31 protein-coding genes are annotated in these 25,709 nt (G+C 67.6%); 22 read left to right on the top strand and 9 right to left on the bottom strand.

Annotation, left to right across the window (positions count from 1 at the left end):
* Nucleotides 1–25 precede the first annotated feature (25 nt).
* Nucleotides 26–952, top strand: a complete 927-nt coding sequence (locus BXA00_RS26160) for an SPFH domain-containing protein (RefSeq protein WP_076521280.1) — start codon at nucleotides 26–28, stop codon at nucleotides 950–952.
* 25 nt (nucleotides 953–977) lie between these two features.
* Nucleotides 978–2,165 (top strand): GGDEF domain-containing protein, encoded by a 1,188-nt coding sequence (locus tag BXA00_RS26155; RefSeq protein ID WP_076521279.1) that lies wholly within the window; start codon nucleotides 978–980, stop codon nucleotides 2,163–2,165.
* A 1-nt stretch (nucleotide 2,166) separates the two neighbouring features.
* Here BXA00_RS26155 and smpB read toward each other — a convergent pair whose 3' ends face one another.
* Complete coding sequence (gene smpB / locus BXA00_RS26150) at nucleotides 2,167–2,640, bottom strand: SsrA-binding protein SmpB (protein WP_076521278.1); 474 nt, start codon at nucleotides 2,638–2,640, stop codon at nucleotides 2,167–2,169.
* A 94-nt stretch (nucleotides 2,641–2,734) separates the two neighbouring features.
* Here smpB and BXA00_RS26145 point away from each other — a divergent pair, with 94 nt between their 5' ends.
* The 7 genes from BXA00_RS26145 to BXA00_RS26115 all read left to right on the top strand — a co-directional run bounded on the left by BXA00_RS26145 (nucleotide 2,735) and on the right by BXA00_RS26115 (nucleotide 8,242).
* Nucleotides 2,735–3,169: a type II toxin-antitoxin system RatA family toxin gene (locus BXA00_RS26145; protein WP_076521277.1), complete on the top strand. Its 435-nt coding sequence runs from the start codon at nucleotides 2,735–2,737 to the stop codon at nucleotides 3,167–3,169.
* Nucleotides 3,159–3,506 carry an RnfH family protein gene (locus BXA00_RS26140; protein ID WP_076521276.1) on the top strand — a complete coding sequence of 116 codons (348 nt, stop codon included), beginning with the start codon at nucleotides 3,159–3,161 and terminating at the stop codon, nucleotides 3,504–3,506. Before BXA00_RS26145 ends, BXA00_RS26140 begins: the two co-directional genes overlap by 11 nt.
* Nucleotides 3,507–3,730: 224 nt before the next feature.
* Nucleotides 3,731–4,885, top strand: a complete 1,155-nt coding sequence (locus tag BXA00_RS26135) for an acyl-CoA dehydrogenase family protein (RefSeq protein ID WP_076521275.1) — start codon at nucleotides 3,731–3,733, stop codon at nucleotides 4,883–4,885.
* Nucleotides 4,882–6,057, top strand: a complete 1,176-nt coding sequence (locus BXA00_RS26130; RefSeq protein WP_076521274.1) for an enoyl-CoA hydratase/isomerase family protein — start codon at nucleotides 4,882–4,884, stop codon at nucleotides 6,055–6,057. Before BXA00_RS26135 ends, BXA00_RS26130 begins: the two co-directional genes overlap by 4 nt.
* 89 nt (nucleotides 6,058–6,146) lie before the next feature.
* On the top strand, nucleotides 6,147–7,037 hold the full coding sequence (gene mmsB / locus BXA00_RS26125; RefSeq protein ID WP_076521273.1) for a 3-hydroxyisobutyrate dehydrogenase: 891 nt from the start codon (nucleotides 6,147–6,149) through the stop codon (nucleotides 7,035–7,037).
* 1 nt (nucleotide 7,038) lies between these two features.
* A complete protein-coding gene (locus tag BXA00_RS26120) occupies nucleotides 7,039–7,476 on the top strand; it encodes a PaaI family thioesterase (protein WP_076521272.1) in 438 nt (145 codons plus the stop codon).
* Between the two features lie 76 nt (nucleotides 7,477–7,552).
* A complete protein-coding gene (locus BXA00_RS26115; RefSeq protein ID WP_076522132.1) occupies nucleotides 7,553–8,242 on the top strand; it encodes a VIT family protein in 690 nt (229 codons plus the stop codon).
* A 51-nt stretch (nucleotides 8,243–8,293) separates the two neighbouring features.
* Here the strand turns inward: BXA00_RS26115 and BXA00_RS26110 are convergent, their stop codons facing one another.
* Nucleotides 8,294–9,292: a folate-binding protein YgfZ gene (locus tag BXA00_RS26110; protein ID WP_076521271.1), complete on the bottom strand. Its 999-nt coding sequence runs from the start codon at nucleotides 9,290–9,292 to the stop codon at nucleotides 8,294–8,296.
* Nucleotides 9,293–9,452: 160 nt separating this feature from the next.
* On the opposite strand from BXA00_RS26110, the gene mltG reads away from it, so the two are divergent.
* The 11 genes from mltG (at nucleotide 9,453) to BXA00_RS26055 (ending at nucleotide 19,796) form a co-directional block, all read left to right on the top strand.
* A complete protein-coding gene (mltG, locus tag BXA00_RS26105; protein ID WP_369825585.1) occupies nucleotides 9,453–10,562 on the top strand; it encodes an endolytic transglycosylase MltG in 1,110 nt (369 codons plus the stop codon).
* Nucleotides 10,559–11,182, top strand: a complete 624-nt coding sequence (gene tmk, locus BXA00_RS26100) for a dTMP kinase (protein ID WP_076521269.1) — start codon at nucleotides 10,559–10,561, stop codon at nucleotides 11,180–11,182. Before mltG ends, tmk begins: the two co-directional genes overlap by 4 nt.
* Nucleotides 11,179–12,228 (top strand): DNA polymerase III subunit delta', encoded by a 1,050-nt coding sequence (gene holB / locus BXA00_RS26095; RefSeq protein ID WP_076521268.1) that lies wholly within the window; start codon nucleotides 11,179–11,181, stop codon nucleotides 12,226–12,228. Before tmk ends, holB begins: the two co-directional genes overlap by 4 nt.
* Before the next feature lie 69 nt (nucleotides 12,229–12,297).
* Nucleotides 12,298–13,068: a TatD family hydrolase gene (locus BXA00_RS26090; RefSeq protein WP_076521267.1), complete on the top strand. Its 771-nt coding sequence runs from the start codon at nucleotides 12,298–12,300 to the stop codon at nucleotides 13,066–13,068.
* 39 nt (nucleotides 13,069–13,107) lie between these two features.
* On the top strand, nucleotides 13,108–13,986 hold the full coding sequence (locus tag BXA00_RS26085) for an ankyrin repeat domain-containing protein (RefSeq protein WP_076521266.1): 879 nt from the start codon (nucleotides 13,108–13,110) through the stop codon (nucleotides 13,984–13,986).
* 167 nt (nucleotides 13,987–14,153) lie between these two features.
* On the top strand, nucleotides 14,154–14,894 hold the full coding sequence (locus BXA00_RS26080; protein WP_076521265.1) for an IclR family transcriptional regulator: 741 nt from the start codon (nucleotides 14,154–14,156) through the stop codon (nucleotides 14,892–14,894).
* Between the two features lie 132 nt (nucleotides 14,895–15,026).
* Complete coding sequence (locus BXA00_RS26075; RefSeq protein ID WP_076521264.1) at nucleotides 15,027–15,770, top strand: glutamine ABC transporter substrate-binding protein; 744 nt, start codon at nucleotides 15,027–15,029, stop codon at nucleotides 15,768–15,770.
* On the top strand, nucleotides 15,767–16,435 hold the full coding sequence (locus BXA00_RS26070; RefSeq protein WP_076521263.1) for an amino acid ABC transporter permease: 669 nt from the start codon (nucleotides 15,767–15,769) through the stop codon (nucleotides 16,433–16,435). The genes BXA00_RS26075 and BXA00_RS26070 overlap by 4 nt, the downstream gene beginning before the upstream one ends.
* Nucleotides 16,432–17,220: an amino acid ABC transporter ATP-binding protein gene (locus tag BXA00_RS26065; protein ID WP_076521262.1), complete on the top strand. Its 789-nt coding sequence runs from the start codon at nucleotides 16,432–16,434 to the stop codon at nucleotides 17,218–17,220. Before BXA00_RS26070 ends, BXA00_RS26065 begins: the two co-directional genes overlap by 4 nt.
* Nucleotides 17,217–18,164 carry a formimidoylglutamase gene (gene hutG / locus BXA00_RS26060; RefSeq protein WP_076521261.1) on the top strand — a complete coding sequence of 316 codons (948 nt, stop codon included), beginning with the start codon at nucleotides 17,217–17,219 and terminating at the stop codon, nucleotides 18,162–18,164. The genes BXA00_RS26065 and hutG overlap by 4 nt, the downstream gene beginning before the upstream one ends.
* 342 nt (nucleotides 18,165–18,506) lie before the next feature.
* Nucleotides 18,507–19,796 carry a Glu/Leu/Phe/Val dehydrogenase gene (locus tag BXA00_RS26055; RefSeq protein WP_076522131.1) on the top strand — a complete coding sequence of 430 codons (1,290 nt, stop codon included), beginning with the start codon at nucleotides 18,507–18,509 and terminating at the stop codon, nucleotides 19,794–19,796.
* Nucleotides 19,797–19,911: 115 nt separating this feature from the next.
* Here BXA00_RS26055 and BXA00_RS26050 read toward each other — a convergent pair whose 3' ends face one another.
* From BXA00_RS26050 to BXA00_RS26025, 6 genes are all read right to left on the bottom strand, one after another.
* On the bottom strand, nucleotides 19,912–20,730 hold the full coding sequence (locus BXA00_RS26050; protein WP_076521260.1) for an RsiV family protein: 819 nt from the start codon (nucleotides 20,728–20,730) through the stop codon (nucleotides 19,912–19,914).
* Nucleotides 20,731–20,758: 28 nt separating this feature from the next.
* Nucleotides 20,759–21,535 carry a biotin/lipoate A/B protein ligase family protein gene (locus BXA00_RS26045; RefSeq protein ID WP_076521259.1) on the bottom strand — a complete coding sequence of 259 codons (777 nt, stop codon included), beginning with the start codon at nucleotides 21,533–21,535 and terminating at the stop codon, nucleotides 20,759–20,761.
* A complete protein-coding gene (locus BXA00_RS28985; RefSeq protein WP_076522130.1) occupies nucleotides 21,532–21,807 on the bottom strand; it encodes a lipoate protein ligase C-terminal domain-containing protein in 276 nt (91 codons plus the stop codon). Before BXA00_RS28985 ends, BXA00_RS26045 begins: the two co-directional genes overlap by 4 nt.
* A gap of 36 nt (nucleotides 21,808–21,843) precedes the next feature.
* Nucleotides 21,844–22,308, bottom strand: a complete 465-nt coding sequence (locus BXA00_RS26035) for a GNAT family N-acetyltransferase (protein ID WP_076521258.1) — start codon at nucleotides 22,306–22,308, stop codon at nucleotides 21,844–21,846.
* Between the two features lie 12 nt (nucleotides 22,309–22,320).
* Entirely contained in the window at nucleotides 22,321–23,022 is a 702-nt protein-coding gene (locus tag BXA00_RS26030; protein WP_076521257.1) for a glutathione binding-like protein, read from the bottom strand.
* Between the two features lie 158 nt (nucleotides 23,023–23,180).
* A complete protein-coding gene (locus BXA00_RS26025) occupies nucleotides 23,181–24,086 on the bottom strand; it encodes a DMT family transporter (RefSeq protein WP_076521256.1) in 906 nt (301 codons plus the stop codon).
* Nucleotides 24,087–24,208: 122 nt separating this feature from the next.
* Between BXA00_RS26025 and BXA00_RS26020 the strand changes: the two genes are divergently transcribed.
* The gene (locus tag BXA00_RS26020; RefSeq protein ID WP_076522129.1) at nucleotides 24,209–24,676 is read left to right on the top strand and encodes an Lrp/AsnC family transcriptional regulator; all 468 of its coding nucleotides are present in this window, start codon (nucleotides 24,209–24,211) and stop codon (nucleotides 24,674–24,676) included.
* Here the strand turns inward: BXA00_RS26020 and BXA00_RS26015 are convergent.
* A complete protein-coding gene (locus tag BXA00_RS26015) occupies nucleotides 24,673–25,164 on the bottom strand; it encodes a glutathione peroxidase (protein WP_076521255.1) in 492 nt (163 codons plus the stop codon). The genes BXA00_RS26020 and BXA00_RS26015 overlap by 4 nt on opposite strands.
* A gap of 161 nt (nucleotides 25,165–25,325) precedes the next feature.
* Between BXA00_RS26015 and BXA00_RS26010 the strand changes: the two genes are divergently transcribed.
* Nucleotides 25,326–25,658, top strand: a complete 333-nt coding sequence (locus BXA00_RS26010; protein ID WP_076521254.1) for a tetratricopeptide repeat protein — start codon at nucleotides 25,326–25,328, stop codon at nucleotides 25,656–25,658.
* Nucleotides 25,659–25,709 lie beyond the last annotated feature (51 nt).

Below are 25,709 nucleotides of genomic sequence, written 5' to 3'. Positions count from 1 at the left end.
TTTACCCGAAAAGAGGCTTTCCATCATGATCGATACTTCCACTATCGTGCTGCTCGTCATCGTCGCGCTGGCGATCCTGATCGTCATCAAGGCGATCGCCATCGTGCCGCAGCAGCATGCCTGGGTGGTCGAGCGCCTGGGCAAGTTCGACCGAGTCCTGTCGCCAGGCGCCGGCTTCGTGATTCCGTTCATCGAGCGCGTGGCCTACAAGCATTCGCTCAAGGAAATCCCGCTGGACGTGCCCAGCCAGGTCTGCATCACGCGCGACAACACGCAGCTCCAGGTCGACGGCGTGCTGTACTTCCAGGTCACCGATCCGATGCGCGCGTCGTACGGGTCGTCCAACTACATCTCGGCCATCACCCAGCTTGCCCAGACCACCCTGCGCTCGGTCATCGGCAAGATGGAACTGGACCGCACGTTCGAAGAGCGCGATTCCATCAACAGCAACATCGTTTCGTCGCTGGACGAGGCGGCGCTGAACTGGGGCGTGAAGGTGCTGCGCTATGAAATCAAGGACCTGACGCCGCCCAACGAGATCCTGCGGTCGATGCAGGCGCAGATCACCGCCGAACGCGAGAAGCGCGCGCTGATCGCCGCGTCCGAAGGGCGCCGCCAGGAACAGATCAATATCGCCACCGGCGAGCGCGAGGCCGCCATCGCGCGCTCCGAGGGCGAGAAGCAGGCGCAGATCAACCAGGCGCAGGGCGAGGCCGCGGCGGTGCTGGCGATTGCCGAAGCCACCGCCAAGGCCATCACGCAGGTGGCCGACGCGGTCCGCCAGCCGGGCGGCATGGAGGCCGTCAACCTGAAGGTCGCCGAGCGTTACGTCGAGGCCTTCGGCAACGTGGCCAAGGAAGGCAATACGCTGATCCTGCCCGCCAATCTGTCCGACGTGGGGGGCATGATCGCCTCCGCCATGACCATCGTGAAGTCCACGCGCAACAGCTGATACTGCGCCCCGCGGCGCCCGCCCCATGATCGCTCCCGTTAATTTGCTTCTGATAGCAGCGCTGGCGGGGGTACTTTCCCTTTGCGTCCTGGGGTCCCTGGCGCGCAGCGGCATGGCGGGCATCCGCGAGACCATACGCGCCAACCTGCTGACGCTGGTGGCGTTTTCCGGTTTTGCGCTGCAGAACACCCAGGCCCCGCTGTGGGCGTCGATCCTGGTGCCCAACGCGGCCATCGCGCTGGCGCTGTGCGCGTACTACGCGGGCGTGCGCCGGCTGCTGGGGCTGGCCGTGCCGCGGCACCTCATGACGCTGGGCTGCCTTGCGGCGCTGTCGGTGGTGGCGGTCTACACCTATGTGGATTGGCAGGTCGGTCCGCGCATCGTGGCCATGTCGCTGCTGCAGATGGGGTTCATGCTGGCCGTGGCCGTCGTCATCCAGCGCAACATGCCCACGCACCGGTCGCGCTACAGCTACCGGTTCGTGTGGGTGGTGACGCTGATCTCCGCCGTGCTCTGCGCGATTCGCGCCCTGGTGTACCTGAGCGGGTTCGACACGGTTTCAGCCTTCCTGGAGCCCACCGTGTGGGGCGTGGCCTTCCTGACGCTGGGTGTGCTCATCATGCCTTGCCTGACGCTGGGCACCATCATGATCATCCATGACCGCATGCTGGCTGACCGGGAACAGGAGGCCAACACCGATTTCCTGACCGGCCTGATGTCGCGCAAGGCATGGTGGCTGCAGGCCGAGCGCTATTGCGCGCAGGCGCTGCGCATGCGCCGTCCGCTGACCCTGCTGCTGCTGGACATCGACCATTTCAAGCGCATCAACGATACGCATGGCCATGCGGCTGGCGACGCGGTGCTGCGCCATTTCGGGCTGCTGGCGACCGCCACGCTGCGCACTGGCGATCATGTGGGCAGGGTGGGCGGCGAGGAGTTCGCCGTGCTGTTTGCCGACATGCGCAGCGATGCGGTGCTGGAAGTGGCGGAGCGCCTGCTCGATTCGGTGCGGCGCACACCCTGCGCCCATGGTGGCAGCACGATTTCGTACACCTTCAGCGCCGGGGTCGAGGACTGGATACCCGGCGAGAATCTGCAGGTGCTTTTCGAGCGCGCCGACCGCAAGCTCTACGCCGCCAAGTCGGCGGGGCGCAACCGCGTCGTTGGGGCCGGGCAGGAGGCCGAGCGGCCGCTGCTGCCGGCGGCGGCCTGAATCAGTCGTCCTTGCCCCGGCGCGGCGCGCGGGTGTCGTGCTTCATGATGCGTTCCTTTTCGCGCGCCCAGTCCTTCTCGCGCGCCGTGTCGCGCTTGTCGAACAGCTTCTTGCCGCGGCCCAGTGCGAAGTCAAGCTTGATGCGCCCGTTCTTGTAATGCAGGTTCAGCGGCACCAGCGTGTAGCCGCGCTGCTCGACCTTGCCGATGAGCTTGCTGATTTCCTCGGCCTTGAGCAGCAGCTTGCGGGTGCGCATGGCATCGGGATGGATATGCGTGGACGCCGTGGGAAGCGGGCTGACGTGCATGCCAAGCAGGTACAGCTCGCCATCGCGCACGATGACGTAGCTTTCCTTGAGCTGCACGCGGCCATCGCGGATCGCCTTCACTTCCCAGCCTTGCAGGACGAGGCCGGCCTCGTATCGGTCTTCGATGAAATAGTCGTGCGTGGCCTTGCGATTGTCGATAATGCTCATAAAGCCTTCTTGCAGGGGTCGTTCTGGGGCGGCGTTAGGCCCACAACGCACTGTGCCGGTAAAATCTTGCCATTCTAGCCATTTGCGATAGTCGATGCACAAAGTACAACGATCCGTCCTGGTGCCTTACAGCGCCGCCCAGATGTTCGACCTGGTTGCCGACGTGGAGAAGTACCCCGAGTTCATGCCGTGGTGTGGCGGCGCCGAGGTGCAGACCCGCGACGAACACGGCATGCAGGCCTCCGTCCTGATTTCCTTCGCAGGGATGAAGCAGCGCTTCACCACCCGCAATACCCACGTCTATCCCGAGCGGATCGACCTGGAGCTGGTGGATGGTCCTTTCTCCAGCCTGGTCGGGCATTGGGTGTTCCAGCCGCTGGCCGAAGACGCCTGCAAGGTCCTCTTCACCATGGAGTACGCGTTCTCGAACCGTCCGCTCGAGATGGTGGTGGGCCCGGTCTTCAACCGCATCGCCACCAGCTTCATCGATTCGTTCACCAAGCGCGCGCAGGCCAAGTATGGCGAATGAGCCGTCCGCGGCGGGGCAGATCGGCGTCATCGTCTGCTACGCCTTGCCCGGCCACGCGTGGCAGCGCGACGTGCGCCTGCCCGAGGGCGCGACCGTCCAGGACGCGCTGGCGGCCAGCGGGTTTGCGCAGGCGTTTCCGGTCGTCAAGCCTTGGGAGCGGGGCGTGGGCATCTTCGGCCGCGCCACCGAACCGGCGGCGCGTCTGGCCGATGGCGATCGCGTGGAAATCTACCGCGGGCTGACCTTCGACCCCAAGGAGTCCCGCCGCCGACGCGCCGAGCACCGCCGGGCCAAGACGGCCAAGAACGGGCGGGTGCGCCCGGCCGGGCTGTTGTAGGCGTTGCATCCTGAGCGCCCATCCTGATCGCCCATCGCCCCGGCCCCTCGGATAGCCCCTTCACATTGTCATAAATACGACAAAGCGCCCAACCGCTTCGGGCGTAACATAAAGCCAGTTTCCCGCTTACGTTTACGTCAACGTCATGTCAAAATCGACCGGCTGGCGTTCACGAGACGGCAGCAACGCCACCCGACAATACTGACTACAACAGGAGACAGGCCGTGGACTTGGAACTGACCGACGAGCAGCGCGCGTTCGCGCAGGCCGCGCGTGATTACGCCGAGGGCGAACTGGCCCCCCACGCCGCGCGCTGGGACGCCGAGGGCATTTTTCCGCGCGAGGCCTTCGCCCGGGCGGGCGAGATGGGCTTTTGCGCCATCTACGCCAGCGAGGACATCGGCGGCCTGGGCCTGCCGCGCCTGGACGCCACGCTGGTGTTCGAGGAAATGGCAGCGGTGGACCCGTCCACCACGGCGTTCCTGACCATCCACAACATGGCGACCTGGATGGTCGGCAAGTGGGGCCAGCCGGCGCTGCGCGAAGCCTGGGGACCCTTGCTGGCCAGCGGCGAAAAGCTGGCTTCCTACTGCCTGACCGAACCCGGCGCGGGCTCCGACGCGGCATCGTTGTCCACGCGTGCGCAACGCGACGGTGACGACTACGTCATCAATGGCGCGAAGGCCTTCATTTCCGGCGGCGGCGACACCGACCTGCTGGTGGTGATGGCGCGCACCGGAGGCGAAGGCGCCGGCGGCATCAGCGCGTTCGCCATTCCAGCGGACAGCGAGGGCATCGGCTACGGCCGCAAGGAAGAGAAGATGGGCTGGAACAGCCAGTCCACGCGTCCGATCACCTTCGAGAATGTGCGCGTGCCGGCCGCCAACATGTTGGGCCAGGAGGGCGAGGGCTTCAAGATCGCCATGAAGGGCCTGGACGGCGGCCGCATCAATATCGGCACCTGCTCGGTCGGCGCCGCGCAAGGCGCGCTGGACGCCGCCCGCCGCTACATGGACGAGCGCCGCCAGTTCAATCGCCGGTTGGCGGAGTTCCAGGCCCTGCAATTCAAGCTGGCGGACATGGCCACGCATCTCGTGGCCTCGCGCCAGATGGTGCGGCTGGCCGCCTGCAAGCTGGACGCCGGCGCGCCCGACGCGTCCACGTATTGCGCGATGGCCAAGCGTTTCGCCACCGACATGGGCTTTCAGATCTGCCTGGACGCGCAACAGATCCATGGCGGCTATGGTTACCTTAAAGACTATCCCTTGGAGCGTCTGGTGCGCGATACTCGCGTTCATCAGATTCTGGAGGGCACCAACGAGATCATGCGCGTGATCATTGCCCGCCAATTGTTGGAAAAAGGAGCCGACATAAGATGAATGCACCGGTGTTGTTCGAAGAAAGATCCGCCGCCAATGGAATGCGTTTCGGCATTGCGACGCTGAACGCGCCGCAGACGCTCAACGGCCTGTCGCTGGAGATGGTCGATCTCCTGGCGGACCGTCTGGACGCATGGGCTCGCGATCCCGGTGTTGCGCTCGTCGTGCTGCAAGGGGCGGGCGACAAGGCGTTCTGCGCGGGCGGCGATCTGCACGGCCTGTACCGCAGCATGACCGAGAACGCGGGCAAGCCGAGCTGGAGCAACACCTACGCGCGCCGCTTCTTCGAGCATGAATACCGGCTGGATTACCGCATCCACACCTATCCCAAGCCCGTGCTGTGCTGGGGCCACGGCATCGTCATGGGCGGCGGCATCGGCCTGATGATGGGCGCCAGCCATCGCGTCGTCAGCGAGACCTCGCGCCTGGCCATGCCCGAGGTGTCGATCGGGCTCTTCCCGGACGTGGGCGGAAGCTGGCTGCTCAATCGCATGCCGGGCCGCAGCGGCGTGTTCCTGGCGCTCACCGGCGCGCAATTGAACACGTCCGATGCGTTCTTCGCCGGCCTTGCCGATTTCCGCCTGAACAGCGCGGACTGGCCGGCGTTGCTGTCCTCGCTGCAAGAGCAGCCGTGGGCCGGACAGGCCAGCGGCGCGGCCGAAGACGCCATCCCGCCGCGGTCCATCAACGACGGGTTGCTGCGCCGCGCGCTGGCCGCGCTGGAGCCGCCCACGCCGCTCGAAGCCGGGCCGCTGCGCCAGCACTCGTTCGTGATCAACAATCTGTGCAACGGCAACCGCCTGGACGACATCTACGAGGAGCTGTCGTTCCTCAAGGACCACGAAGACCCGTGGCTGTCGCGCGCGGCCAAGACCATGCTCGCGGGCTCGCCGGGATCGGTGCGGCTGGCCTTTGCGCTGCAGCAGCGCACGCGGCTGCGTTCGCTGGACGATGTGTTCCGCGTCGAGTACATCGCCGCGCTGGCCTGCACCGCGCATGGCGATTTTGCCGAGGGCATCCGCGCGCTGCTGGTCGACAAGGACAAGAACCCGCGCTGGAATCCGGCCGTGATCGACATGGCTACCGACGCCTGGGTGCAGAAATTCTTTGAGGAACCCTGGCCCCAGGGCGAGCCGCATCCGCTTGCCGACCTGGGACAGGAAGGGCGCTGATCCCTCGGCCGGTCCCTCGGCCGGCCCCGGCGCCACGCAGATCACGATGAATCCATACCTACAGCAATAGCAACAGGAGACAAGACATCATGAGCAGCATCGCGTTTATCGGTTTGGGCAACATGGGCGCGCCCATGGCATTGAATCTGGTCAAGGCCGGCCACAGCCTGAAGGTCTTCGACCTGGTTCCGGCGGCCATCAAGCTGCTGACCGACGCCGGCGCCACCGCGGCGGCCTCGGCGTCCGAGGCGGTGGAAGGCGCCGAGGTCGTGATCTCGATGCTGCCGGCCAGCAAGCACGTCGAGGGCCTGTACCTGGACCAGGATCTGCTGGGCAAGATCGCGTCCAGCGCGCTGGTGATCGAATGCAGCACCATCGCGCCGGACTCGGCGCGCAAGGTGGCCCAGGCCGCCGAGGTGCGCGGCATCGCCATGATCGACGCCCCGGTCTCGGGCGGCACGGGCGGCGCGGCCGCGGGTACGCTGACCTTCATCGTGGGGGGTGCCGCAGCGTCGTTGGAGCGCGCCCGTCCCGTGCTGGAGAAGATGGGCAAGAACATCTTCCACGCGGGCCCGGCGGGCGCCGGCCAGGTGGCCAAGATCTGCAACAACATGCTGCTCGGCATCCTGATGGCCGGCACGTCCGAGGCGCTGGCGCTGGGCGTGGCCAACGGACTGGATCCCAAGGTGCTGTCGGACATCATCGCCAAGAGCTCGGGCCGCAACTGGGCGACCGAGCTCTACAACCCCTGGCCGGGTGTCATGGAACACGCGCCGGCCTCCAAGGGCTACGCGGGCGGTTTCGGCGTGGACCTGATGCTCAAGGACCTGGGCCTGGCCGCCGAGGCCGCGCTGTCGGCGCGCGCGTCGATCCCGCTGGGCGAACTGGCGCGCAACCTGTATTCGCTGCACAGCGCGGGCGGTTCCGGCAAGCTGGATTTTTCCAGCATCGTCAACCTGGTCAAGCGCGAGCAGGACTGACGTGCCCGACCTGCAGACATCCGTGGATCCGGCCGCGCGGGTCCAGGCCAGTTTCGGCCAGCAAAGCATCATGGCGCTGCTGGGCGCCCGGCTGGACGCGGTCGAGCCGGGCAGGGTGGACATCGTCCTGCCTTACCGGGCCGACCTCTGCCAGCAGAACGGCTTTTTGCACGCGGGCATTTCCACCACCATTGCCGACAGCGCCGGCGGCTATGCCGCGTTCACGCTGTTCGGGCCGGGCGAGGACGTGCTGACCTCGGAGTTCAAGATGAACTTCCTGGCCCCCGCCAAGGGCGACCGGTTCCTTGCCACGGGGCGCGTGGTCAAGCCCGGCAAGCGTCTTTCGGTCTGCCAGGTGGAGATGCATGCCTACGACGGTGAACAAGCCACGCTGTGCGTGATAGGCTTGCTCACCGCGGTGCGCGTGACGCCGCGATGAACTTCGCGCGCGGCGCGTCCGGGTCCTGTGCCCGGCGCGCCGTGCGCCTGTCGCGCGTCGCATGGGTTTTCCGGCAATGCCAGCAAAAGAACATCATCGGATTTTTCGCAGCAACTGGCTGCGCGCTGCGGTCCTGGGCGCGAACGACGGCATCGTTTCGACGGCCAGCCTCATCACCGGCGTCGCGGCGGCCCAGGCTACGCACGGGGCCATTCTCACCTCGGGACTGGCCGGCCTGGTGGCCGGCGCACTGTCGATGGCGGCGGGCGAATATGTCTCGGTGCGCAGCCAGGCCGATACCGAGGCCGCCGACCTGCGGCTGGAGCAGCGTTCGCTGCGTCGCAATTCCGGCGAAGAACTCGCCGAACTGGTCGATATCTATGTGTCGCGGGGACTGACGCGCGAACTGGCCGAGCAGGTGGCGCGCCAGCTCACCAGCCATGACGCGCTGGACGCGCATGCCCGCGACGAGCTGGGCATTTCCCTGCACAACCGCGCGCAGCCGGTTCAGGCGGCACTGGCCTCCGCGGCGTCGTTCGCGGCGGGCGCCGCCGTGCCGCTGGCCGTGGCGGTCGTCTCGCCCGGACCGCATCTCATCGGCTGGGTCATCGGCGCGTCCGTCTGTTGCCTGGCATCGCTGGGCGCCATGGCCGCGAAGGCCGGGGGCGCGCCCATCGCGCCGGCCGCGCTGCGCGTCACCGTGCTGGGCGCCGCGGCGATGGCCGTGACGGCGGGCGTGGGGGCGCTGTTCGGGGTGGCGGTCTGACACCGCACGGCCTGCACGCGGTCTGATGCCGGGCGTGCAGGCCCAGCCGGGTCAGGGCTGGATCGAGTACGGCAGCGGCGCCGTGGCGATGCGCGGGCCGTCCACGCTGGCCAGGCGCAGGTCGCCGTCGGGCAGCGCGGCCAGGGTGGTTTCGAACAGCACCGACACCACGCCCTGGTCGCTCGCGGCCTGTACGACGCGGCCGATGGCCTCGCCGGGCTGCGCCGCGTCGAACACATCCACGCCCGTCAGCGCCGGTCCCTGCAGGGTGGCGTCGGCGACCGTGCCGAAGGCCATGCGCCGCTTGACCGTGCCGCGGTAGTGGCTGCGCGCGACGACTTCCTGCCCCGGATAACAGCCCTTGGTGAAGCTGACGCCCTGGATCAGGTCCAGGTTGACCGTTTGGGGAATGAAGACATCCTGCGTGGCGGCCGCGATCCAGGGTATGCCGGCGGCCAGTTCGGCCGCCTGCCAGGACGCGGCGGACGCCAGCCCCAGGGCCGGGACCAGCGCGGCGGACTGTTCCAGCTGCGCGTCGGAGGCGATCCACCACCAGCGCAGGCGGTCGTCGGCCGACGGCGCGACGATCCAGGTGCCGGACGGCAGATCCGCGCGCTGCCAGGTGGCGCGGGGCAGGGCGCCTGCCACGGCTTCCAGCGCGGCGGCCTGTTCCGGCGTGGCCTGCACGCCGGCTACCTGCAGCGGCGCGGGCGCCAGCTTGACCTTGGCGCGCAGCACGAACATGGACAGGCGCTTGAGCAGGGCCTGGGACAGGTCCTGGCGGACCATGCCGTAGAACTGCGGGGCGTCGTCCGCGGCGTCCGTGCCGCGCCACATCACCATCGTGGCAAGCAGGCGGCCCTTGGCGGTGCAGTAGCCGGCCAGGCGGGCGGCGTCCGCGGGCAGGCCCGTGACGTCCTGCGTGAACTGGCCGTGCAGGAAGGAGAGCGCATCGGCGCCCGCGGCGCTGAAGACCGCCAGGTCCGGCAGCGGCGCGCATTGCGCGCAACCTTCGGCGCGGACAGGAATCGAAGAATAAAAGGCGTGCATGTCGGCGGGGGTTATCGCGTCATCAAAGTGCTGATGATAGCCGCGTTCTCCGGCTGGCCCGGCCATGCCCCCGACGCGTAAAGGGGCGGGTCGCGCGATCCGGCCCCCGTTGTGGCCCGGCTTGGCCCCGCGATCCATTAAACTTCCGACACTTATGAAGATGCGACTCCGAAATTTCGTCCTGTGGTTCCTGCTTCTCGTCGTCCTGGCCGTGGGCGGCGCGGTGGGCGCCGCCTATACCTGGATGCACCGTCCGCTCACGCTGGCGTCCGACAAGATCGACTTCGTGGTGGACCCCGGCAGCAGTCCTCGCACCGTCGCGCGCGCGCTCAATGCGGCCGGCGTGCCGGTGTGGGAGCCCGGCTTCGTGTGGATGGCCCGGCTGTCCGAACGCGACAAGCTGATCAAGGCGGGCGGCTACCAGGCCATCAATGGCGACACGCCCTGGCTGCTGCTCGAGCGCCTGGCGCGCGGCGACATGACCCAGCGGCAGATCACGTTCCTGGAAGGCTGGACCTACCGCCAGATCCGCCAGGCGCTGCGCGAGAATCCCGACGTCAAGCAGACGCTGGACGGGGTCAGCGATGAAGAACTGCTGGCGCGCCTGGGATCGGACATCAAGCATCCGGAAGGCCTGTTCTTCCCGGATACCTACGTGTTCACGCCCGGCAGCACCGATTTCGACCTGCTGCGCCGCGCCTACCAGGAAGGCCAGCGCATCCTGAACGACACCTGGGATAAGCGCCAGGACGGCGTGGCCGTGTCCACGCCCTACGAGGCGCTGGTGCTGGCGTCCATTATCGAAAAGGAAACCGGCCACGGTCCGGAGCGCCGCCGCGTGTCGGGCGTGTTCACCAACCGGCTCAAGATCGGCATGCTGCTGCAAACCGATCCCACCGTGATCTACGGCATGGGCGAGGCCTACCAGGGCCGCATCCGCAAGCGCGACCTGCAGACCGACACGCCCTGGAATACGTACACGCGTCCCGGTCTGCCGCCCACGCCCATCGCGGCGCCGGGCCGGGCGGCCTTGCTGGCGGCCGTGCAGCCCGAACAGCACAAATTCCTGTATTTCGTCTCCCGGGGCAACGGCACCAGCGAATTCTCGGCCAACCTGTCCGAGCACAACCGCAACGTTGCCCGCTACATCCTCGGCCAGCGCTCGACGCCCACGCCGGCGTCGACCCCCGCTCCGGCCCCCGCGCCCGCCGGGGCACCGGCCGAGGCGGCAGATCCCGCCCCTGAATCAGCACAAGGACAAGATCAATGACCTCACGCGGACGCTTCATCACGCTGGAGGGCGTGGACGGCGCGGGCAAGAGCACGCACACCGCCTGGATCGCCGATTTCCTGCGCGGACAGGGACTGGAGGTGGTGTCCACCCGCGAGCCCGGCGGCACGCCGCTGGGCGAAAAGCTGCGCACGCTGGTCCTGAACGATCCGATGGGGCTGGACACCGAGACCTTGCTGATGTTTGCCGCCCGCTGCGAGCACGCCCGCCAGGTGATCGAGCCGGCGCTGGCGCGTGGCGCCTGGGTCGTCTGCGACCGCTACACCGATGCGAGCTACGCCTACCAGGGCGGCGGCCGCGGCCTCGGGGCCGAGCGCGTGGCGGTCCTGGAAAACTGGATGCAGGCGGGCCGCCCGGACCGCACCTGGCTTTTTGATGTGCCCCTGGAAGTCGCCCGGGCGCGGCTGGCCGATGCCCGCGAGCCCGACCGCTTCGAGCGCGAGGGCGCGGCGTTCTTCGAGCGCACCCGCGAGGCCTATCATGCCCGCGCAAAGGCCGACCCGGACCGCATCCGCGTGGTGGACTCCACCCGCTCCATCGCCCAGATCCGCACCGACCTCGAAGCCGGCCTGCGCGAGCTGCTGGCCGTCGCGGCATGAGCGCGCCCCAGTTCCTGCCCTGGCAACTGGACACGGCACGCGCGTGGCTGGGCAACCGCGACCGCTTCGCCCATGCCTGGCTGGTGCATGGGCTGGCCGGCATCGGCAAGCTGGATTTCGCCGTCGCCGCGGCGGCGAGCCTGCTGTGCGAGGCGCCTGAAAACGGGCTCGCCTGCGGCCACTGCGCGGCGTGCGCCTGGTTCGCCAGCGGCAACCATCCCGATCTGCGGCGCATCCGCCCCGAGGCGGTGGCCGTGGAAGAGGGCGCGGACGCGGCTGAACAGCAGGAAGACGCCGAGCCGGCGACGGGCGCCGCCAAGCGCGCGCCCTCCAAGGAAATCCGCATCGACCAGATCCGCTCGCTGGAGTCCTGGTTCAACACCGCGACGCACCGGGGCGGCTGGCGCGTGGCGCTGCTGTATCCGGCCCATGCCTTGAACGTCGTGTCGTCCAACGCCTTGCTCAAGGTGCTGGAGGAGCCGCCGCCCCATACCGTGTTCCTGCTGGTGGCCGATGCGCCGGACCGGCTGCTGCCCACGCTGGTGTCGCGCTGCCGCCGCCTGCCGCTGCCCGCCCCGGACGCCGACACGGCGCTGCAGTGGCTGCGGGACCAGAACGTGGAGCCGGCGCGCGAATGGCTGGCAGCCGCGGGCGGCGCGCCGCTGGCGGCGCTGCGCCTGGCGCAGTCCGGGGAATCCCCCTGTCCGGCCTGGCTGGTCCAACTGGTCAACCCGCTGGCCAAGGGGCAGGCCCCCGATGTGGGCACGCTGGCCGAAGCCCTGGAAAAAGTGGCCGCGCCCGAATGGATCGATGCCCTGCAACGGCTGTACACCGACCTGATGCTGGCCAGCGCTGGCGCCCCGGTGCGCTACTTTCCGTCGCTGTCGGCGGGCGTGGCGCAGGTGGCGTCCCGCATGCACCCCGCCCGCGTGGCGGAGGCGGCGCGCTGGCTGACCCGCCAGCGCGCGCTGGCCACCCACCCCTTGAACGCCAAGCTCTTCGCCCACGCCACCCTGCAGCGCGTGGTGCTATCCTGCCAGGCGTAAGCCCTTGATCCGGCGGCGCTTTGCCCGGCATCGGGGCGGAGCGCCACGGCTCCCCACACCAGACTCACCATGTACGTCGATTCACACTGTCACCTGAACTTTCCCGAGCTGGCGAACGATCTGCCGGCCATTCTCGACCGCATGACCGCCAACCAGGTCACCCACGCGCTGGTCGTCAGCGTCAACATGCCGGAATGGCCCGGCCTGATGGCGCTGGTGGAACCGCAGCCGCGGCTCTGGGCCTCGGTCGGTGTGCATCCCGACTACGAAGACACGCCGGACCCGACGCCCGAAGAACTGGTGCGCCTGGCCGAACACCCGAAGGTCGTGGCCATCGGCGAGACGGGGCTCGACTACTATCGGCTGTCCGAGCCGCTGGACTGGCAGCGCGAGCGTTTCCGCCGCCACATCCGCGCCGCGCGCGATGCCGGCCTGCCGCTCATCCTGCACACGCGGTCGTCCGCCGAGGACACCGTGCGCATGTTGCGCGAAGAGAAAGCGGCCGAGGTGGGCGGCGTGATGCACTGTTTCACCGAAACCTGGGAAATCGCCCAGGCCGCGCTGGAGCAGAACTTCTACATCTCGCTGTCCGGCATCGTGACCTTCAAGAACGCGCAGGTCGTGCACGAAGTGGCGGCCAAGGTGCCGCTGGACCGGCTGCTGATCGAAACCGATTCGCCCTACCTTGCGCCCGTGCCGTACCGGGGCAAGCTGAACGATCCGTCCAAGGTGATCCACGTGGCCGAGAAGATCGCGGACCTGCGCGGCATCACGGCGGCCGAGGTGGCGCAGGCGTCCACCGACAATTTCTTCCGGCTGTTCAGCAAGATCCAGAAATAGCCCGACCCGATTCATTGAACCTGCATCCCTAGGACTGCCATGGCCATCCGCTTCGCCTCCGCCCAGAAAGCCTTTTTGTCATGCGGCCGCGCCGGCCTGCTTGCCCTGGCCTTGGGCCTGGCCGCACCGGCCGCCCAGGCCGCCAATGCCGGCGACTGGTGGGTCTACGTCGCCAACGATTACCCCGACGACATCCGGGCGCTGCTTGCGCAGGGCTCGGACCCCAACGTGCGCTACAAGAACGGCCAACCGGCCATCATGCGGGCCGTCGTGGACAACGCCTGGAAAGTCTTCGACGTGCTCGCCGCCGACAAGCGCACGGACGTCAATGCCGAAAACCCGGCGGGCGAGACGCCGCTGATGTACCTGGCCATCGCCGGCCAGACCGAACGCGCCAAAAAGCTGATCGCGCGCGGCGCCCAGGTCAACCGGCTGGGGTGGACCCCGCTGCATTACGCCGCGTCCAAGGGGCAGATGGAGATGGCCCGACTGCTGCTGGCGAACAAGGCCATGGTCAACGCGCCCGCGCCCAACGGCGAGACGCCCCTGATGATGGCGGCGCTGTCCGGCCGCAAGCCCATGGTCGAACTGCTGCTGCGGGCCGGGGCCGACGTCACCACGCAGGACACCAAAGGCCAGGACGCCGCCGCGTGGGCGGCGACGGGCAAGTCGGAAGCGCTTGCGGCCGAGCTGACGGCGATGATCCAGCAGCAGGAAGACGCCAAGCGCAAGCGCCGCGCCGCGGCGCAGGGCGCTCCGCAGGAGGCGGGCGCCACGCAATCGGCCGGTGTGCCGGCCCCGGACCAGGCGCCGCCGCCCGCATCCGCAACGGCGGCCGAGACGGCGCCGGGCAAGGACGGCGTGAAGGGCGTTTCCGGGGTGGGGCTGTCGGACTACGACAAGCCGGCCGCGCCCTGAACCTCGCCGGCACGTCCCGCTGGCACCTCGACAGCCCGCCTCGGCGGGCTTTTTTGCGTCCGGATTTCGGGGTTTTCCCTTGCGATTCTCAGCGGGTGGGAAAAAATCAAAGCTCGTCAACCATAAATTGATAATCTCGCCGCCATATTGCTGGGAGTCGAGTTGTCATGTCGGAAACGTCCGTAGGGGCGGGCGCGGATCGCGTCCTGTATGTGCTGGCCACGTTGGCGCGTCACGACGGCCCGCTCAGCATTGCCGCGCTGGCCGAAGAGACCGGCCTTGCCCAAAGCACGCTGTACCGGCAGATCGCGCTGCTCAAGCGCTGGGGATTCGTGGCCGAACACGAGGGCGAGTACGGCCCCGGCCCGCTCTGTGTGCAGTTGGCGTGGGGCTTTGACCAATCGTCGTACCTGATCCACGAAGCGCAGCCCGATATGGCGGCGCTGGCCGCGTCGTCCGGCGAAACCATCGGCCTGCTGGTCGCGGTCAAGGATCAGGCGGTGTGCCTGGACATGGTGGAAAGCCAACATCCGCTGCGCTGCTCGTTTACCAAAGGCCGCGGGCTGCCGCTGGCGCGCGGCGCCTCGGCCAAGTCGCTGCTGGCGTTCATGCCCCAAGCCCGGCTGCAGGGGGCGCTGGCCTACCTGGCCAACGAGGCCGGCGTGGATGTCGGGCGTCTGGCGAGCGAACTGGAGGCCATCCGCGACCAGGGCTACGCCGTGACCGACAGCGAGGTCGACGCCGGCGTCTGGGGGGTGAGTGTACCGATCTTCCAGCGGGCCAACCAGGCCGTGGCGTCGATCACGCTCATGGCGCCATCCACCCGCGCCGCGCAACGCCCGAACGCCCTGATCGACATGACCGTCGCGGCCGCCCGCCGCATTTCGGCCCGATTGAAGGCGACCTGATGAAGGCCCCCTGATGAAGGCCCCCATGGCCGCAAGCTTGGCCTAACCGAATTACATGCTGCACCCCTTAGTCCGTTCCTGGTTTCAACGATCGCCGTACCCACCGCCGTATCCACACGCATAGGACCCACCATGACCACTCGCCGCACCCTGCTTTCCGCCGCCCTGACCCTGACCCTCGCCTGGGCCGCTGGTTCCGCGCACGCCCAGGAAACGATCCGCGCCGTCACCGACGCCACCTTCCCCCCGATGGAGTTCGTCAAGGACGGCAAGCGCACCGGCTTCGACATCGAGCTGGTCGAAGCGCTGGCCGGCGCGATGGGCAAGAAGATCGAATGGATCGACATCGACTTCAAGGGCCTGATTCCGGCCCTGCAGGCCGGCCGCGCCGATATCGCCGTGTCCGCCATCTACATCACGCCCGAGCGCAGCAAGGTCGTCGACTTCACCGACCCGTACTACGCGGGCGGCCTGGTGGTGCTTACCAAGGCCGACGGCCCCATCAAGAGCATCAAGGACCTGGACGGCCGCAAGGTGTCGGTGCAGGTCGGCACGAAGTCCGTCAACTACCTGAAGGAGCACTTCCCCAAGGTGCAGCGCGTGGAAGTCGAAAAGAACCAGGAAATGTTCAACCTGGTGCAGATCGGCCGCGCCGACGCCGCGGTGACGGGCAAGCCCGCCGCCAAGCTGTTCGCGCAGAGCACCAACGGCCTGACCGTGCTGGGCGAGCAGGTGACCACCGAGGACTACGGCATCGCCGTGCCCAAGAACAAGCCTGAACTCACGCGCGAGCTGAACGCCGCGCTGCAGAAGCTGAAGGCCGATGGCACCTATCAAACCATCGTGAACAAGTGGTTCGAGGCGCCCGCGAAATGAACCTGGATTTTTCTCCCGTCTTCGCCGACTTCGACGCGCTGCTGCGGGGCGCGGCGGTCACCATCGAGGTGACTGCCGGCGCCTTGCTGCTGGGCTGCGTGATGGGGCTGCTGGTGGGCGTGGGGCGGCTCAACCCGCAACGCCGCGTCGTCTATCACCTGTGCAGCACCTACCTGCTGTTCTTTCGCGGCACGCCGCTGCTGGTGCAGCTTTTCATCTGGTTCTTCGGACTGCCCCAGTTCGGCGTGACGCTGCCGGCCTTCGCCTGCGGCGTGCTGGGCCTGGGCATGTATTCCGGCGCCTACGTGTCGGAAATCGTGCGGGGCGCGATCCAGTCGGTGGATCGCGGCCAGACGGAAGCGGCGCGCTCGCTCGGCATGTCGTCGGGCCAGGCCATGCGCATCATCATCCTGCCGCAGGCCGTGGTGCGCATGATCCCGCCGCTGGGCAACGAGTTCATCGCGCTGATCAAGAATTCCGCGCTGGTGTCGCTGTTGACCATTCACGATCTGATGCACGAAGGGCAGAAGATCATCAGCGTGTCATATCGCTCGCTGGAAACCTACCTGGTGGTGGCTTTGATCTATCTGGTTCTGACCACGGTGGCCATGGTGATTTTGCGCAAGGTCGAGCATCGCCTGCGCGCCGGAGGAATGGTGCAATGAGCCTCGTCATCGAAGGGCAGGAAATGATCCGCATCCGCGGCCTGCACAAGTCCTACGGCGACCACGCCGTCCTGCGCGGCATCGATTTCGATGTGCTGCAGTCGCAGGTGGTGGTGGTGATCGGCCCCAGCGGGTCGGGCAAGAGCACGCTGCTGCGTTGCTGCAATGGCCTGGAAGTGGCCCAGCGCGGCACCGTGGAAATCTGCGGCCAGACGCTGCAGGACAACGGCGCGATGTTGCCGGAAGCCGAACTGAACCAGTTGCGCACGCAGGTGGGCATGGTGTTCCAGGGCTTCAACCTGTTCCCGCACCTGTCGGTGCTGGATAACGTGACCGTCGGGCCGCGCAAGCTGCTCGGCCTGGGGCGCGAGCAAGCCAACGCGCTGGCCGCCGACCTGCTCGACAAGGTCGGCCTGTCGCAGAAGGTGTCGGCCATGCCGGCCAGCCTGTCGGGCGGGCAGAAGCAGCGCGTGGCCATTGCGCGCGCGCTGGCCATGCAGCCGCAGGTCATGCTGTTTGACGAGCCGACCTCGGCGCTGGACCCGGAGCTGGTGGGCGAAGTGCTGCAGGTCATGAAGCTGCTCGCCCGCGAAGGCATGACCATGATGGTCGTCACCCACGAAATGGGCTTTGCCCGCGACGTGGCCGACGTCGTGGCCGTGATGGACGGCGGCGTCATCCTGGAGTCCGGTTCGCCGGACGTGATCTTCAGCGCGCCGCGCGAAGCGCGCACCCGCGAGTTCCTGCAGGCGGTCCTGAGCGCGGGTCCGGGGGCGGCGGCATGAGCGCGTCGACACTCGATATGAGCCTGTGGAAAGCGCGCGACGACAGCGCCGAGCAGGGCGACACCCGCCGTCTGGCGCACATCGTCCAAGCCGAAGCAGGGCAGGCCGACATGGGCGAGGCCGTGCTGCTGGGCTTTGCGTGCGACGCCGGCGTGGCCCGCAACCAGGGCCGGGTCGGCGCGGCCGCAGGTCCGGCGGGTATCCGCAAGTACCTGGCGGGGCTGCCCGCGCACGGCCTGACGCGCCTGCTGGATGCGGGCGACATCGACTGCCACGGCGACAAGCTGGAAGCGGCCCAGGAGCGCCTGGGCCTGCGAATTGCCGAACTGATGGGGCAAGGCGCGCGACCGGTCGTGCTGGGCGGCGGCCATGAGATCGCGTGGGGCAGTTTCCAGGGCCTGGCCCGTTGGCTGGATGCGCGCGGCGATGCCGGCGCCGTGCTGGTCCTGAACCTGGACGCGCACTTCGATCTGCGCACGGGACGTCCGGGCAGCTCCGGCACGCCGTTCGACCAGATCGCGCGGGACAGCGAGGCGCGCGGGCGCGACGTGCAGTACGCCTGCCTGGGCGTCTCGCGCCTGGCCAATACGCCGGCGCTTTACGCCCGCGCGGCCGAGATCGGGGCCGTATGGATCGAAGACCGGGAGATGCAGGAGCGTCACCTGGCCTCGCGGCTCGCCGATGTGGACGTGCTGCTGGCCAAGGCGCAACACGTGTACCTGACGATCGACCTGGATGTGCTGCCCGCCGGCGTGATGCCGGGCGTTTCCGCGCCCGCGCCGTATGGCGTGCCGATGTCCGTGGTCGAGGAGATCGTGTTGCGCGTCAAGGCCAGCGGCAAGCTCCGCCTGGCCGACATGGCGGAGTTCAACCCCAAGTTCGACATTGACGGCCATGGCGCGCGCGCGGCAGCGCGTCTGGCGTGGCAACTGATGGCGGCGTGATTCAACTCGGCGTCTGACACCCTGGCCGCATTGGGGCAGGCGGGTGTCAGACACCGGTGCGCCGCTTGGGCTCGGGGCCTGATGTTGCGCGCAACCGCGCGGGCAGGGGATTCTGGGGCGGTTCTCTTCACGAGGCCGCCCCTTTTGCCGTCTGGCGCCGGCGCGCGCAGGCTGGACGGGGGCGCCATCGCGGCTTAGGATAGGTGCAGCTTCCGGGCCCGCCTGCGACCCGTTCGGTATCCGCAACAGCTATACGTCCCTATTAAAAATATTTAAACTTTAAATGGGGACGCTATGGGTTTCGTGGATAAAATGGCGCAACTTTGTCAGGAGAGCATGCTCATGTCTCACACTCCCACCCATGCCTTGCCGTCTTATCTGAATGCCGACGACCTCGGCCCCTGGGGTAATTACCTGCAACAAGTCGACCGGGTCACGCCGTACCTCGGTTCCCTGAGCCGGTGGGTCGAGACGCTGAAGCGTCCGAAGCGCTCGCTGATCGTCGACGTGCCGATCGAACTGGACAACGGCACCATCGCCCACTTCGAGGGATATCGCGTGCAGCACAACGTGTCGCGCGGCCCGGGCAAGGGCGGCGTGCGCTTCCACCAGGACGTCACGCTCTCCGAAGTGATGGCGCTGGCTGCCTGGATGTCGGTCAAGAACGCCGCGGTCAACCTGCCGTACGGCGGCGCCAAGGGCGGCATCCGCGTCGATCCGCGCAAGCTCTCCCAGTCGGAACTCGAACGCATGACGCGCCGCTACACCAGCGAGATCGGCGTCATCATCGGACCCTCCAAGGACATCCCCGCGCCTGACGTGAACACCAACGCCCAGACCATGGCCTGGATGATGGACACGTACTCCATGAACGAAGGCGCCACCGCCACCGGCGTGGTCACCGGCAAGCCGATCGCGCTGGGCGGCAGCCTGGGCCGCGTCGAAGCCACCGGCCGCGGCGTGTTCGTCGTGGCGTGCGAAGCCGCCCGCGACCAGAACATCGACGTCGCCGGCGCGCGCGTCGTCGTGCAGGGCTTCGGCAACGTGGGCGGCACCGCCGCCCGCCTGTTCCATGAAGCCGGCGCCAAGGTCATCGCCGCGCAGGATCACACCGGCACCGTGCACAATCCGGCCGGCCTGGACGTGCACAAGCTGCTGTCGCACGTGTCGCAGACCGGCGGCGTGGGCGGTTTCTCGGGCGGCCAGGCGCTGGACAAGAACGAGTTCTGGACGCTGGAAACCGAATTCCTGATCCCGGCGGCCCTGGAAAGCCAGATCACGGTCGACAACGCTGCCAAGGTCCGCGCCAAGATCGTGGTCGAAGGCGCCAACGGCCCGACCACCCCCGAAGCGGACGACATCCTGGCCGAGAACGGCGTCTATGTCGTGCCGGACGTGCTGGCCAACGCCGGCGGCGTGACGGTCAGCTACTTTGAATGGGTGCAGGATTTCTCCAGCTTCTTCTGGAGCGAAGAGGAAATCAACCAGCGCCTCGAACGCCTCATGCGCGAAGCTTACGCGTCGGTGGCGCAGGTGTCGCGCGAGCACAAGGTGACGCTGCGCACTGCCGCGTTCATCGTGGCTTGCACGCGCATCCTGCAGGCGCGCCAGGTGCGCGGGTTGTATCCGTAAGGACTGAATCGGTATTGCGCCCACGGGGGGCAATGCCGAGGAGGCGGAGAGAGACAAAAAAGGAATCGCTCGCAAGAGCGATTCCTTTTTTGCGCCGTCGCACTTACCCCATGCCTCAGGACGCCGGCACCAGCTCCGGCTTCAAAATCCCCCGCAGGTCCTGATACGAAATCGCCAGTTCAGGCTCGCCGTGCGAATACGGCGCAATGGAATACGCGTCGTACTTGACCACGATGCCGTCGCGCGTGAGCGCGAAGTTGTCGCTTTCCTGGAAGGGCCACATCTTGTTGTAGGCCGCCGGGTCGCGCTTGGCGTCGGGGTTCGCCGCCAGCCATTTCGCGTGGGCGCGCTGCAGGGCGGCTACATATTCGGCGCGGCGGCCCGGGATCAGGGCTTCGTCCAGGCTCATCACGCGGCCGCGGCTGCGTTCCCAGTTCAGGTACTGCGTGGCCGGGATGCCATGGGCGGCGCCGGTCAGGAACTGTTCGGTGTGCAGTTCGATGGAGACGATGTCGCCTACCGTGTCCTTCACGCTGGCCTTGAAGTAGGTCGCGTCGCGGGGGCGCGCGGTGGACCAGAAGTACTGCGTGTATTCCGACAACGTGTCGTAGGGGCCGCGGCGGTTCGCGTCGGTGCCGGTCATGTAGGCCAGCACGTGGTCCACCAGGGCGGTCAGCTTCGGGATGCCGGGAAACGCCACGCTGTCGATTTCGATGCGCGGGCAGTCGCCTTCGCAGCCGGGCTTGCTGGCGGCCCACTTGATGCGCTCGATGGACAGGTCGCCCAGTTTTTCCTGGGTGGCCTGGGAATGGGCGCCGGGCGACGCCAGGGTGATGTCCGCGGGCGGCGTGGTGCCGCAGCCGGCCAGGGCCAGCAGGGCCGCGCCCAATATCAGACCGCTTATCGCGCCTTGCGGCGTGAATGTGCGACGCATTCGAATACCTCCGTAAACCGGGGCGCCGTCAGGGCACCACACCCGTCCAATCTGCGGTGGAGAACTTTTCGTCCGCCTGCGCCTGTGCGCGCGCCAGCGTGTCGCTGCCCACCTGTCCCGGAGTCAGACGATGCAGGCCCGCGAAAGTTTCCACCATGCGGTCGATGATGACCTCGCGCGCCAGTCCGGTCTGGGTGCGCAGGGGATCGACGCGCTTTTTGGCGCTGGTCGTGCCCTTGTCGGACAGCTTTTCGCGTCCGATGCGCAAGACCTCGACCATCTTGTCGGCGTCGATGTCGTAGGACATGGTGACATGGTGGAGCACGGCGCCCGCGCGGCGGGCCTGGGCGGCGCCGCCGATCTTGCCGATGTCCGAGGCGATGTCGTTGAGCGGCTGGTACCAGGCCTTGATGCCCAGCCCCTGCAACGCGGTCAGCACCCACGCGTCCAGGAAGGCATACGACTCCTGGAAGCTCATGCCGTGGACCAGCGCCTGGGGCGCGCTGAGCGAATAGGTGATGGAGTTGCCGGGCTCGATGAACATCGCGCCGCCGCCGCTCACGCGGCGCACGACCTCGATGCCGTGGCGCGCCGCGCCATCGGGGTCGACTTCGTTTTTCAGGGATTGGAACCGGCCGATCACGACGGCGGGCGCGGACCACTCCCAGATGCGCAGCGTGGGCGGCCGCTGGCCGGCGCCGACTTCGTCGGTGATGACCGCGTCCAGCGCCATGTGCAGCGCGGGCGGCTGCGGGCCTTCATGGATCAGTTGCCAGTCGTAGTCGTTCCAGTCGGTGCGGCTCATGCAAGCGCCCTCCGCAGCACCACGGCGATGGCCTCGGCCGAGAAGCCGAACATTTCTGCGTTGGACGGCAGGGCCGATTGCACGGCCACCGCCAGTTCCAGTTCGCCGGCGTCGGCGGGCATGCCGTTCAGGCCGCGGTTGATCGCTTCCAGGGCTTCGGGCGGTTCAAGGAAGAAGTCGCCGCTGATACGCACGTCGGCCAGACGGCCGTCGCGCACTTCCAGGTCGGCGACGACCAGTTTGCCGCCGGGGACTTTGTATTCGCCATGCAAAGGCATAGGGCGCTCCATTCAAATCAGAATCAGACGTTACAGGCTGAGCTTCATGCCGTCGTGGCTGGCGGTGAAGCCCAGGCTTTCATAGAACCGGCGCGCATCGGGACGCGCGCGGTCGGTGGTGAGCTGGACCAGGCCGCAGCCCTGGCGGCGGCATTGGTCGATGGCCCACTCGAACATGGCGCGGCCCAGGCCCGCGCCGCGGTAGGACGACGCGATGCGCACGCTTTCGATCTGGCCGCGCCACAGGCCCAGCCGCGACAGGCCGGGTATGAACGATAACTGCAAACAGCCCACCAGTTCAGCATCCTGCTCCACGACCGCCAGGAACTGGTTGGGATCCTGCTGGATCGCCTCGAATGCGGCACTGTAGCGCGGGTTCAGCGGGACGGACGTGTCCTCGCGGGCGGCGCCTAGCGCGTCGTCGGCCAGCATCGCCACGATGGCGGGCAGATCCGCCGCGCACGCGCGGCGAAAGGTCCGGTGCGGTTCGGTCATGGCGGCTTCCTTTCAGCGGGCCACTTGCTGGGCGGTCTGGCCGAACAGGATGCGGCGCGATTCCTCGTCGCTGACGGACGGGGTGGTGTTGATCGTCTCGGCCAGCGCGTAGGCGCGCTGCGTGGCCGGACGCGCGCGGATGGCGTCGAACCAGCGTTTCAGGTGCGGAAAGTCGTTCAGGTCCTGGCCCTGCCTGGCGTGCGGCACGATCCACGGATAGGCCGCCATGTCCGCGATGGAATAATCGCCCGCGACGAATTCACGGTCGGCCAGACGCTTGTTCAGCACGCCGTAGAGCCGGTTGGTTTCCTTGACGTAGCGGTCGATGGCGTAGGGGATGCGCTCTTGCGCGTAGGCCGAAAAGTGATGGTTCTGGCCGGCCATGGGGCCCAGACCGCCCATCTGCCAGAACAGCCATTGCGAGACCTCGGCGCGGCCGCGCACGTCGGCGGGCAGGAACTTGCCGGTCTTCTCGGCCAGATACAGCAGGATCGCGCCCGATTCGAACAGCGAAATCGGCTCGCCGCCGTCTGCGGGCGCCTGGTCCACGATGGCGGGAATGCGGTTGTTGGGGGCGATGGCCAGGAACTCGGGCTTGAACTGCTCGCCGCGGCCGATGTTCACCGGGTGGATCTGGTAGGGCAGGCCGGCTTCTTCGAGGAACAGCGTGATCTTGTGTCCGTTGGGGGTCGTCCAGTAGTAGAGATCGATCATGAGGGGTCCTGTTCGTCATGGCGCCACGGACCGGAGCCCGTGGACGGAAGGGCCATGATAGCGGCGCGGACCGGACGCGCGCCTGAATAACCGGAAATCGGGTGCGGGTTTGCCCGCGGGCGCCAGCGCCGCTGCGCCCATCGCGCCCGTCCGGGTCCTTACACCGCGCCAGGCCGCGGGCTGCGCGGCAGGCGCCAGTTCCAGTTCAGGCTGACGGCCGCGGCGGCCAGGAAGATCAGCGCCACGCCCGCCACCTGCAACGCGTCCATCCGGTGGCCGTAGACCATGAAGTCCAGCAGGATGGCGACCGCGGGATAGATGAAGCTGAGCGCGGCGGTGGACGTGGTGGGCAGCTTCTGGATGGCCGAGTACATCAGGATGTACATGAGGCAGGTGTGGATCAGCCCCAGCGCCACCAGGCAGCCCCATTGCGCGGGCTGGGCAGGCAAAGCGTTGAAGTCGGCCATGGGCAGCAGCATCACGGCGCCCAGCGTGACCTGCACCAGCGCCAGCACTTGGGGCGCAATGCCCTTCAGGCGCTTTACGATGATGGCGGTCACGGCGTAGAGCGCGGCCGCTCCCAGTCCCAGCATGAGCCCGGACAGATAGGCGCCGCCGCCCGCCGCGCCGGGACTGCCCAGGCGCAGCACCAGCAGCAATCCGGCGAACGCCACGAGGGACCACGCGACCTTCCCGCGCGAGGGACGTTCGCCCAGGAACAGCACGCCCAAGCCGATCAGGAAGAACGGCTGCACGTTGTAGACCGCGGTGGCCAGCGAGATGGAGGCCAGGCGATAGGCCGAAAACAGCAGCACCCAGTTCAGGACCAGGGCCGCGCCCGCGACCAGCGCCAGGGCCAGGGTTTTCGGGGTGAACAGGCCGGGCTTGAGCAGGCCGCGCGCCCAGCAGTACAGCAGCAGCGACAGCGCGCCGAACACACAGCGGAAGAAGACGACGTTCCAGGCGCTTTGTCCGGACTCCAGGACGAAAACGCCCAGGGTGCCCGACAGGGTCATGGCTGCCGCCATCTGCGCCAGGCCGGCGCGTTCGGTCGAGGGGATCATGATGGTTCTCCGAAGGCCGTGCGGCCGTCAATGCGATGGAGAAATTATCCCAGGCGGTTCTTTCTGCTTATATGATGTTGTCGTGGCACTTTCGTTATTCAGCCTTCTTTTGGGTGGAATTTATGAACAACGACCTAAAGAATGAAAGTCCGGTATTGGACGGCATCGACCGCCGCCTGGTGGAGATGCTGTCGGCCAACGCCCGCACCACCACGGCCGACCTGGCGCGGCAGGTCGGCATGTCCGCGCCGAGCGTCTCGGATCGCATGCGGCGGCTGGAAGAGTCGGGGGTAATCCGCGCCTACACGCTGGACGTGGATCCGGTCGCGCTGGGGTATGCGCTGGAGGCCATCGTGCGCATCCGGCCCTTGCCCGGGCAGTTGCGCCACGTGGAGGGCCTGATCCAGGAGATCCCGGAATTCGTGGAATGCGACAAGGTGACGGGCGACGATTGCTTCATCGCCCGCATGGTGCTCAGGTCGATTTCGCACCTGGACGGCATTCTCGAACGCGTCACCGAGTACGCCGAGACCAATACTGCCATCGTCAAGGCGCACACCGTGCGCCGGCGGCTGCCGCCGCTGCGTTAGACGGGCGCGGACAGCGCCTTGGCAATGTCGTCGCGCAGGCTGGCGGGCGTGTCGGTGGGCGCGTAGCGCTTGATGACGCGCCCGTCGCGGCCGACCAGGAACTTGGTGAAGTTCCATTTGATGCCTTCAGTGCCGAAGACGCCGGGCTTTTCGCCCTTGAGCCATTGGTAGAGCGGGTGGGCATCGGGGCCGTTGACGTTGATCTTGGCGAACATCGGGAACGTGACGTCGTACTGGGTGCTGCAGAAGTTGCGGATCTCGGCCTCGTCGCCGGGTTCCTGGTGGCCGAACTGGTCGCACGGAAAGCCCAGCACGGTCAGCCCGTCGTCGTGGAATTCGCGGTACAGCGCCTCCAGGCCCGCGTACTGCGGCGTGAATCCGCATTTGGACGCGACGTTCACCACCAGCAGCACGCGGCCGCGGTAGGTGCCTAGGGACTGTTCCGTGCCGTCGATGGCGCGGGGCGAGAAATCATGGATCGTGCTCATGCGGGCTCCTGGAGTCGGGCGCGCGGGCGCGGGGCGCGCCGGCGTGGGGCAGACTTGCGAGTGTAGCGCCGGGGCAGGGCGTGGGGGCTTTCGCGCGGATCCGCCACGCCGGTCCTATGATGCGTTATCGCCGATCCCGCCCGAATTGAAAGGAGCCAACGATGGAAGGAATGACCGAGCGCCTGGAGGCGATGCTGGGCAAGGGCACGGACAACATGCTATTGCGCTTTTCGCTGGGCAAGGCCTACGCGGAGCAGGGCGCGTTTGGAAAGGCCGAGGTCCATCTGCGCGCGGCGCTGGCGTTCGACCCCACGTACTCCGTGGCCTGGAAGTGGCTGGGCAAGGCGTGTTTGGGGCTGGGCGACAAGTCGGGCGCGCGCGCCGCCTGGGAATCCGGGCTGCAGGCGGCCCAGGCCCGGGGCGACCAGCAGGTGGTCAAGGAGTTGCAGGTGTTCATCAAGCGCCTGGACAAGGAGGCGGCCGCCGGCGCGTGATCGGCCGCGTGATCGGCCGCGCGCCGGGCGCGTCCCGCGGGAGCGGGGGCG

Source organism: Achromobacter sp. MFA1 R4 (assembly GCF_900156745.1).
GTDB lineage: Bacteria > Pseudomonadota > Gammaproteobacteria > Burkholderiales > Burkholderiaceae_B > Achromobacter.
The sequence above is the reverse complement of the archived record's forward strand: the minus strand, read 5'-3'. Positions and strand labels throughout refer to the sequence as shown.

Coding starts and splice junctions, on each gene's coding strand:
- BXA00_RS26080 (WP_076521265.1), top strand. CDS start 14,154: ATGTCGGAAACGTCCGTAGGGGCGGGCGCGGATCGCGTCCTGTATGTG.
- smpB (WP_076521278.1), bottom strand. CDS start 2,640: ATGAGCATTATCGACAATCGCAAGGCCACGCACGACTATTTCATCGAA.
- BXA00_RS26035 (WP_076521258.1), bottom strand. CDS start 22,308: ATGACCGAACCGCACCGGACCTTTCGCCGCGCGTGCGCGGCGGATCTG.
- BXA00_RS26015 (WP_076521255.1), bottom strand. CDS start 25,164: ATGAGCACGATCCATGATTTCTCGCCCCGCGCCATCGACGGCACGGAA.
- BXA00_RS26055 (WP_076522131.1), top strand. CDS start 18,507: ATGTCTCACACTCCCACCCATGCCTTGCCGTCTTATCTGAATGCCGAC.
- mltG (WP_369825585.1), top strand. CDS start 9,453: ATGCGACTCCGAAATTTCGTCCTGTGGTTCCTGCTTCTCGTCGTCCTG.
- BXA00_RS26160 (WP_076521280.1), top strand. CDS start 26: ATGATCGATACTTCCACTATCGTGCTGCTCGTCATCGTCGCGCTGGCG.
- BXA00_RS26050 (WP_076521260.1), bottom strand. CDS start 20,730: ATGCGTCGCACATTCACGCCGCAAGGCGCGATAAGCGGTCTGATATTG.
- BXA00_RS26065 (WP_076521262.1), top strand. CDS start 16,432: ATGAGCCTCGTCATCGAAGGGCAGGAAATGATCCGCATCCGCGGCCTG.
- BXA00_RS26020 (WP_076522129.1), top strand. CDS start 24,209: ATGAACAACGACCTAAAGAATGAAAGTCCGGTATTGGACGGCATCGAC.
- BXA00_RS26010 (WP_076521254.1), top strand. CDS start 25,326: ATGGAAGGAATGACCGAGCGCCTGGAGGCGATGCTGGGCAAGGGCACG.
- hutG (WP_076521261.1), top strand. CDS start 17,217: ATGAGCGCGTCGACACTCGATATGAGCCTGTGGAAAGCGCGCGACGAC.
- BXA00_RS26115 (WP_076522132.1), top strand. CDS start 7,553: ATGCCAGCAAAAGAACATCATCGGATTTTTCGCAGCAACTGGCTGCGC.
- holB (WP_076521268.1), top strand. CDS start 11,179: ATGAGCGCGCCCCAGTTCCTGCCCTGGCAACTGGACACGGCACGCGCG.
- BXA00_RS26075 (WP_076521264.1), top strand. CDS start 15,027: ATGACCACTCGCCGCACCCTGCTTTCCGCCGCCCTGACCCTGACCCTC.
- tmk (WP_076521269.1), top strand. CDS start 10,559: ATGACCTCACGCGGACGCTTCATCACGCTGGAGGGCGTGGACGGCGCG.
- BXA00_RS26070 (WP_076521263.1), top strand. CDS start 15,767: ATGAACCTGGATTTTTCTCCCGTCTTCGCCGACTTCGACGCGCTGCTG.
- BXA00_RS26090 (WP_076521267.1), top strand. CDS start 12,298: ATGTACGTCGATTCACACTGTCACCTGAACTTTCCCGAGCTGGCGAAC.
- BXA00_RS26140 (WP_076521276.1), top strand. CDS start 3,159: ATGGCGAATGAGCCGTCCGCGGCGGGGCAGATCGGCGTCATCGTCTGC.
- BXA00_RS26155 (WP_076521279.1), top strand. CDS start 978: ATGATCGCTCCCGTTAATTTGCTTCTGATAGCAGCGCTGGCGGGGGTA.
- BXA00_RS26045 (WP_076521259.1), bottom strand. CDS start 21,535: ATGAGCCGCACCGACTGGAACGACTACGACTGGCAACTGATCCATGAA.
- BXA00_RS26025 (WP_076521256.1), bottom strand. CDS start 24,086: ATGATCCCCTCGACCGAACGCGCCGGCCTGGCGCAGATGGCGGCAGCC.
- mmsB (WP_076521273.1), top strand. CDS start 6,147: ATGAGCAGCATCGCGTTTATCGGTTTGGGCAACATGGGCGCGCCCATG.
- BXA00_RS26130 (WP_076521274.1), top strand. CDS start 4,882: ATGAATGCACCGGTGTTGTTCGAAGAAAGATCCGCCGCCAATGGAATG.
- BXA00_RS26145 (WP_076521277.1), top strand. CDS start 2,735: ATGCACAAAGTACAACGATCCGTCCTGGTGCCTTACAGCGCCGCCCAG.
- BXA00_RS26110 (WP_076521271.1), bottom strand. CDS start 9,292: ATGCACGCCTTTTATTCTTCGATTCCTGTCCGCGCCGAAGGTTGCGCG.
- BXA00_RS26030 (WP_076521257.1), bottom strand. CDS start 23,022: ATGATCGATCTCTACTACTGGACGACCCCCAACGGACACAAGATCACG.
- BXA00_RS26085 (WP_076521266.1), top strand. CDS start 13,108: ATGGCCATCCGCTTCGCCTCCGCCCAGAAAGCCTTTTTGTCATGCGGC.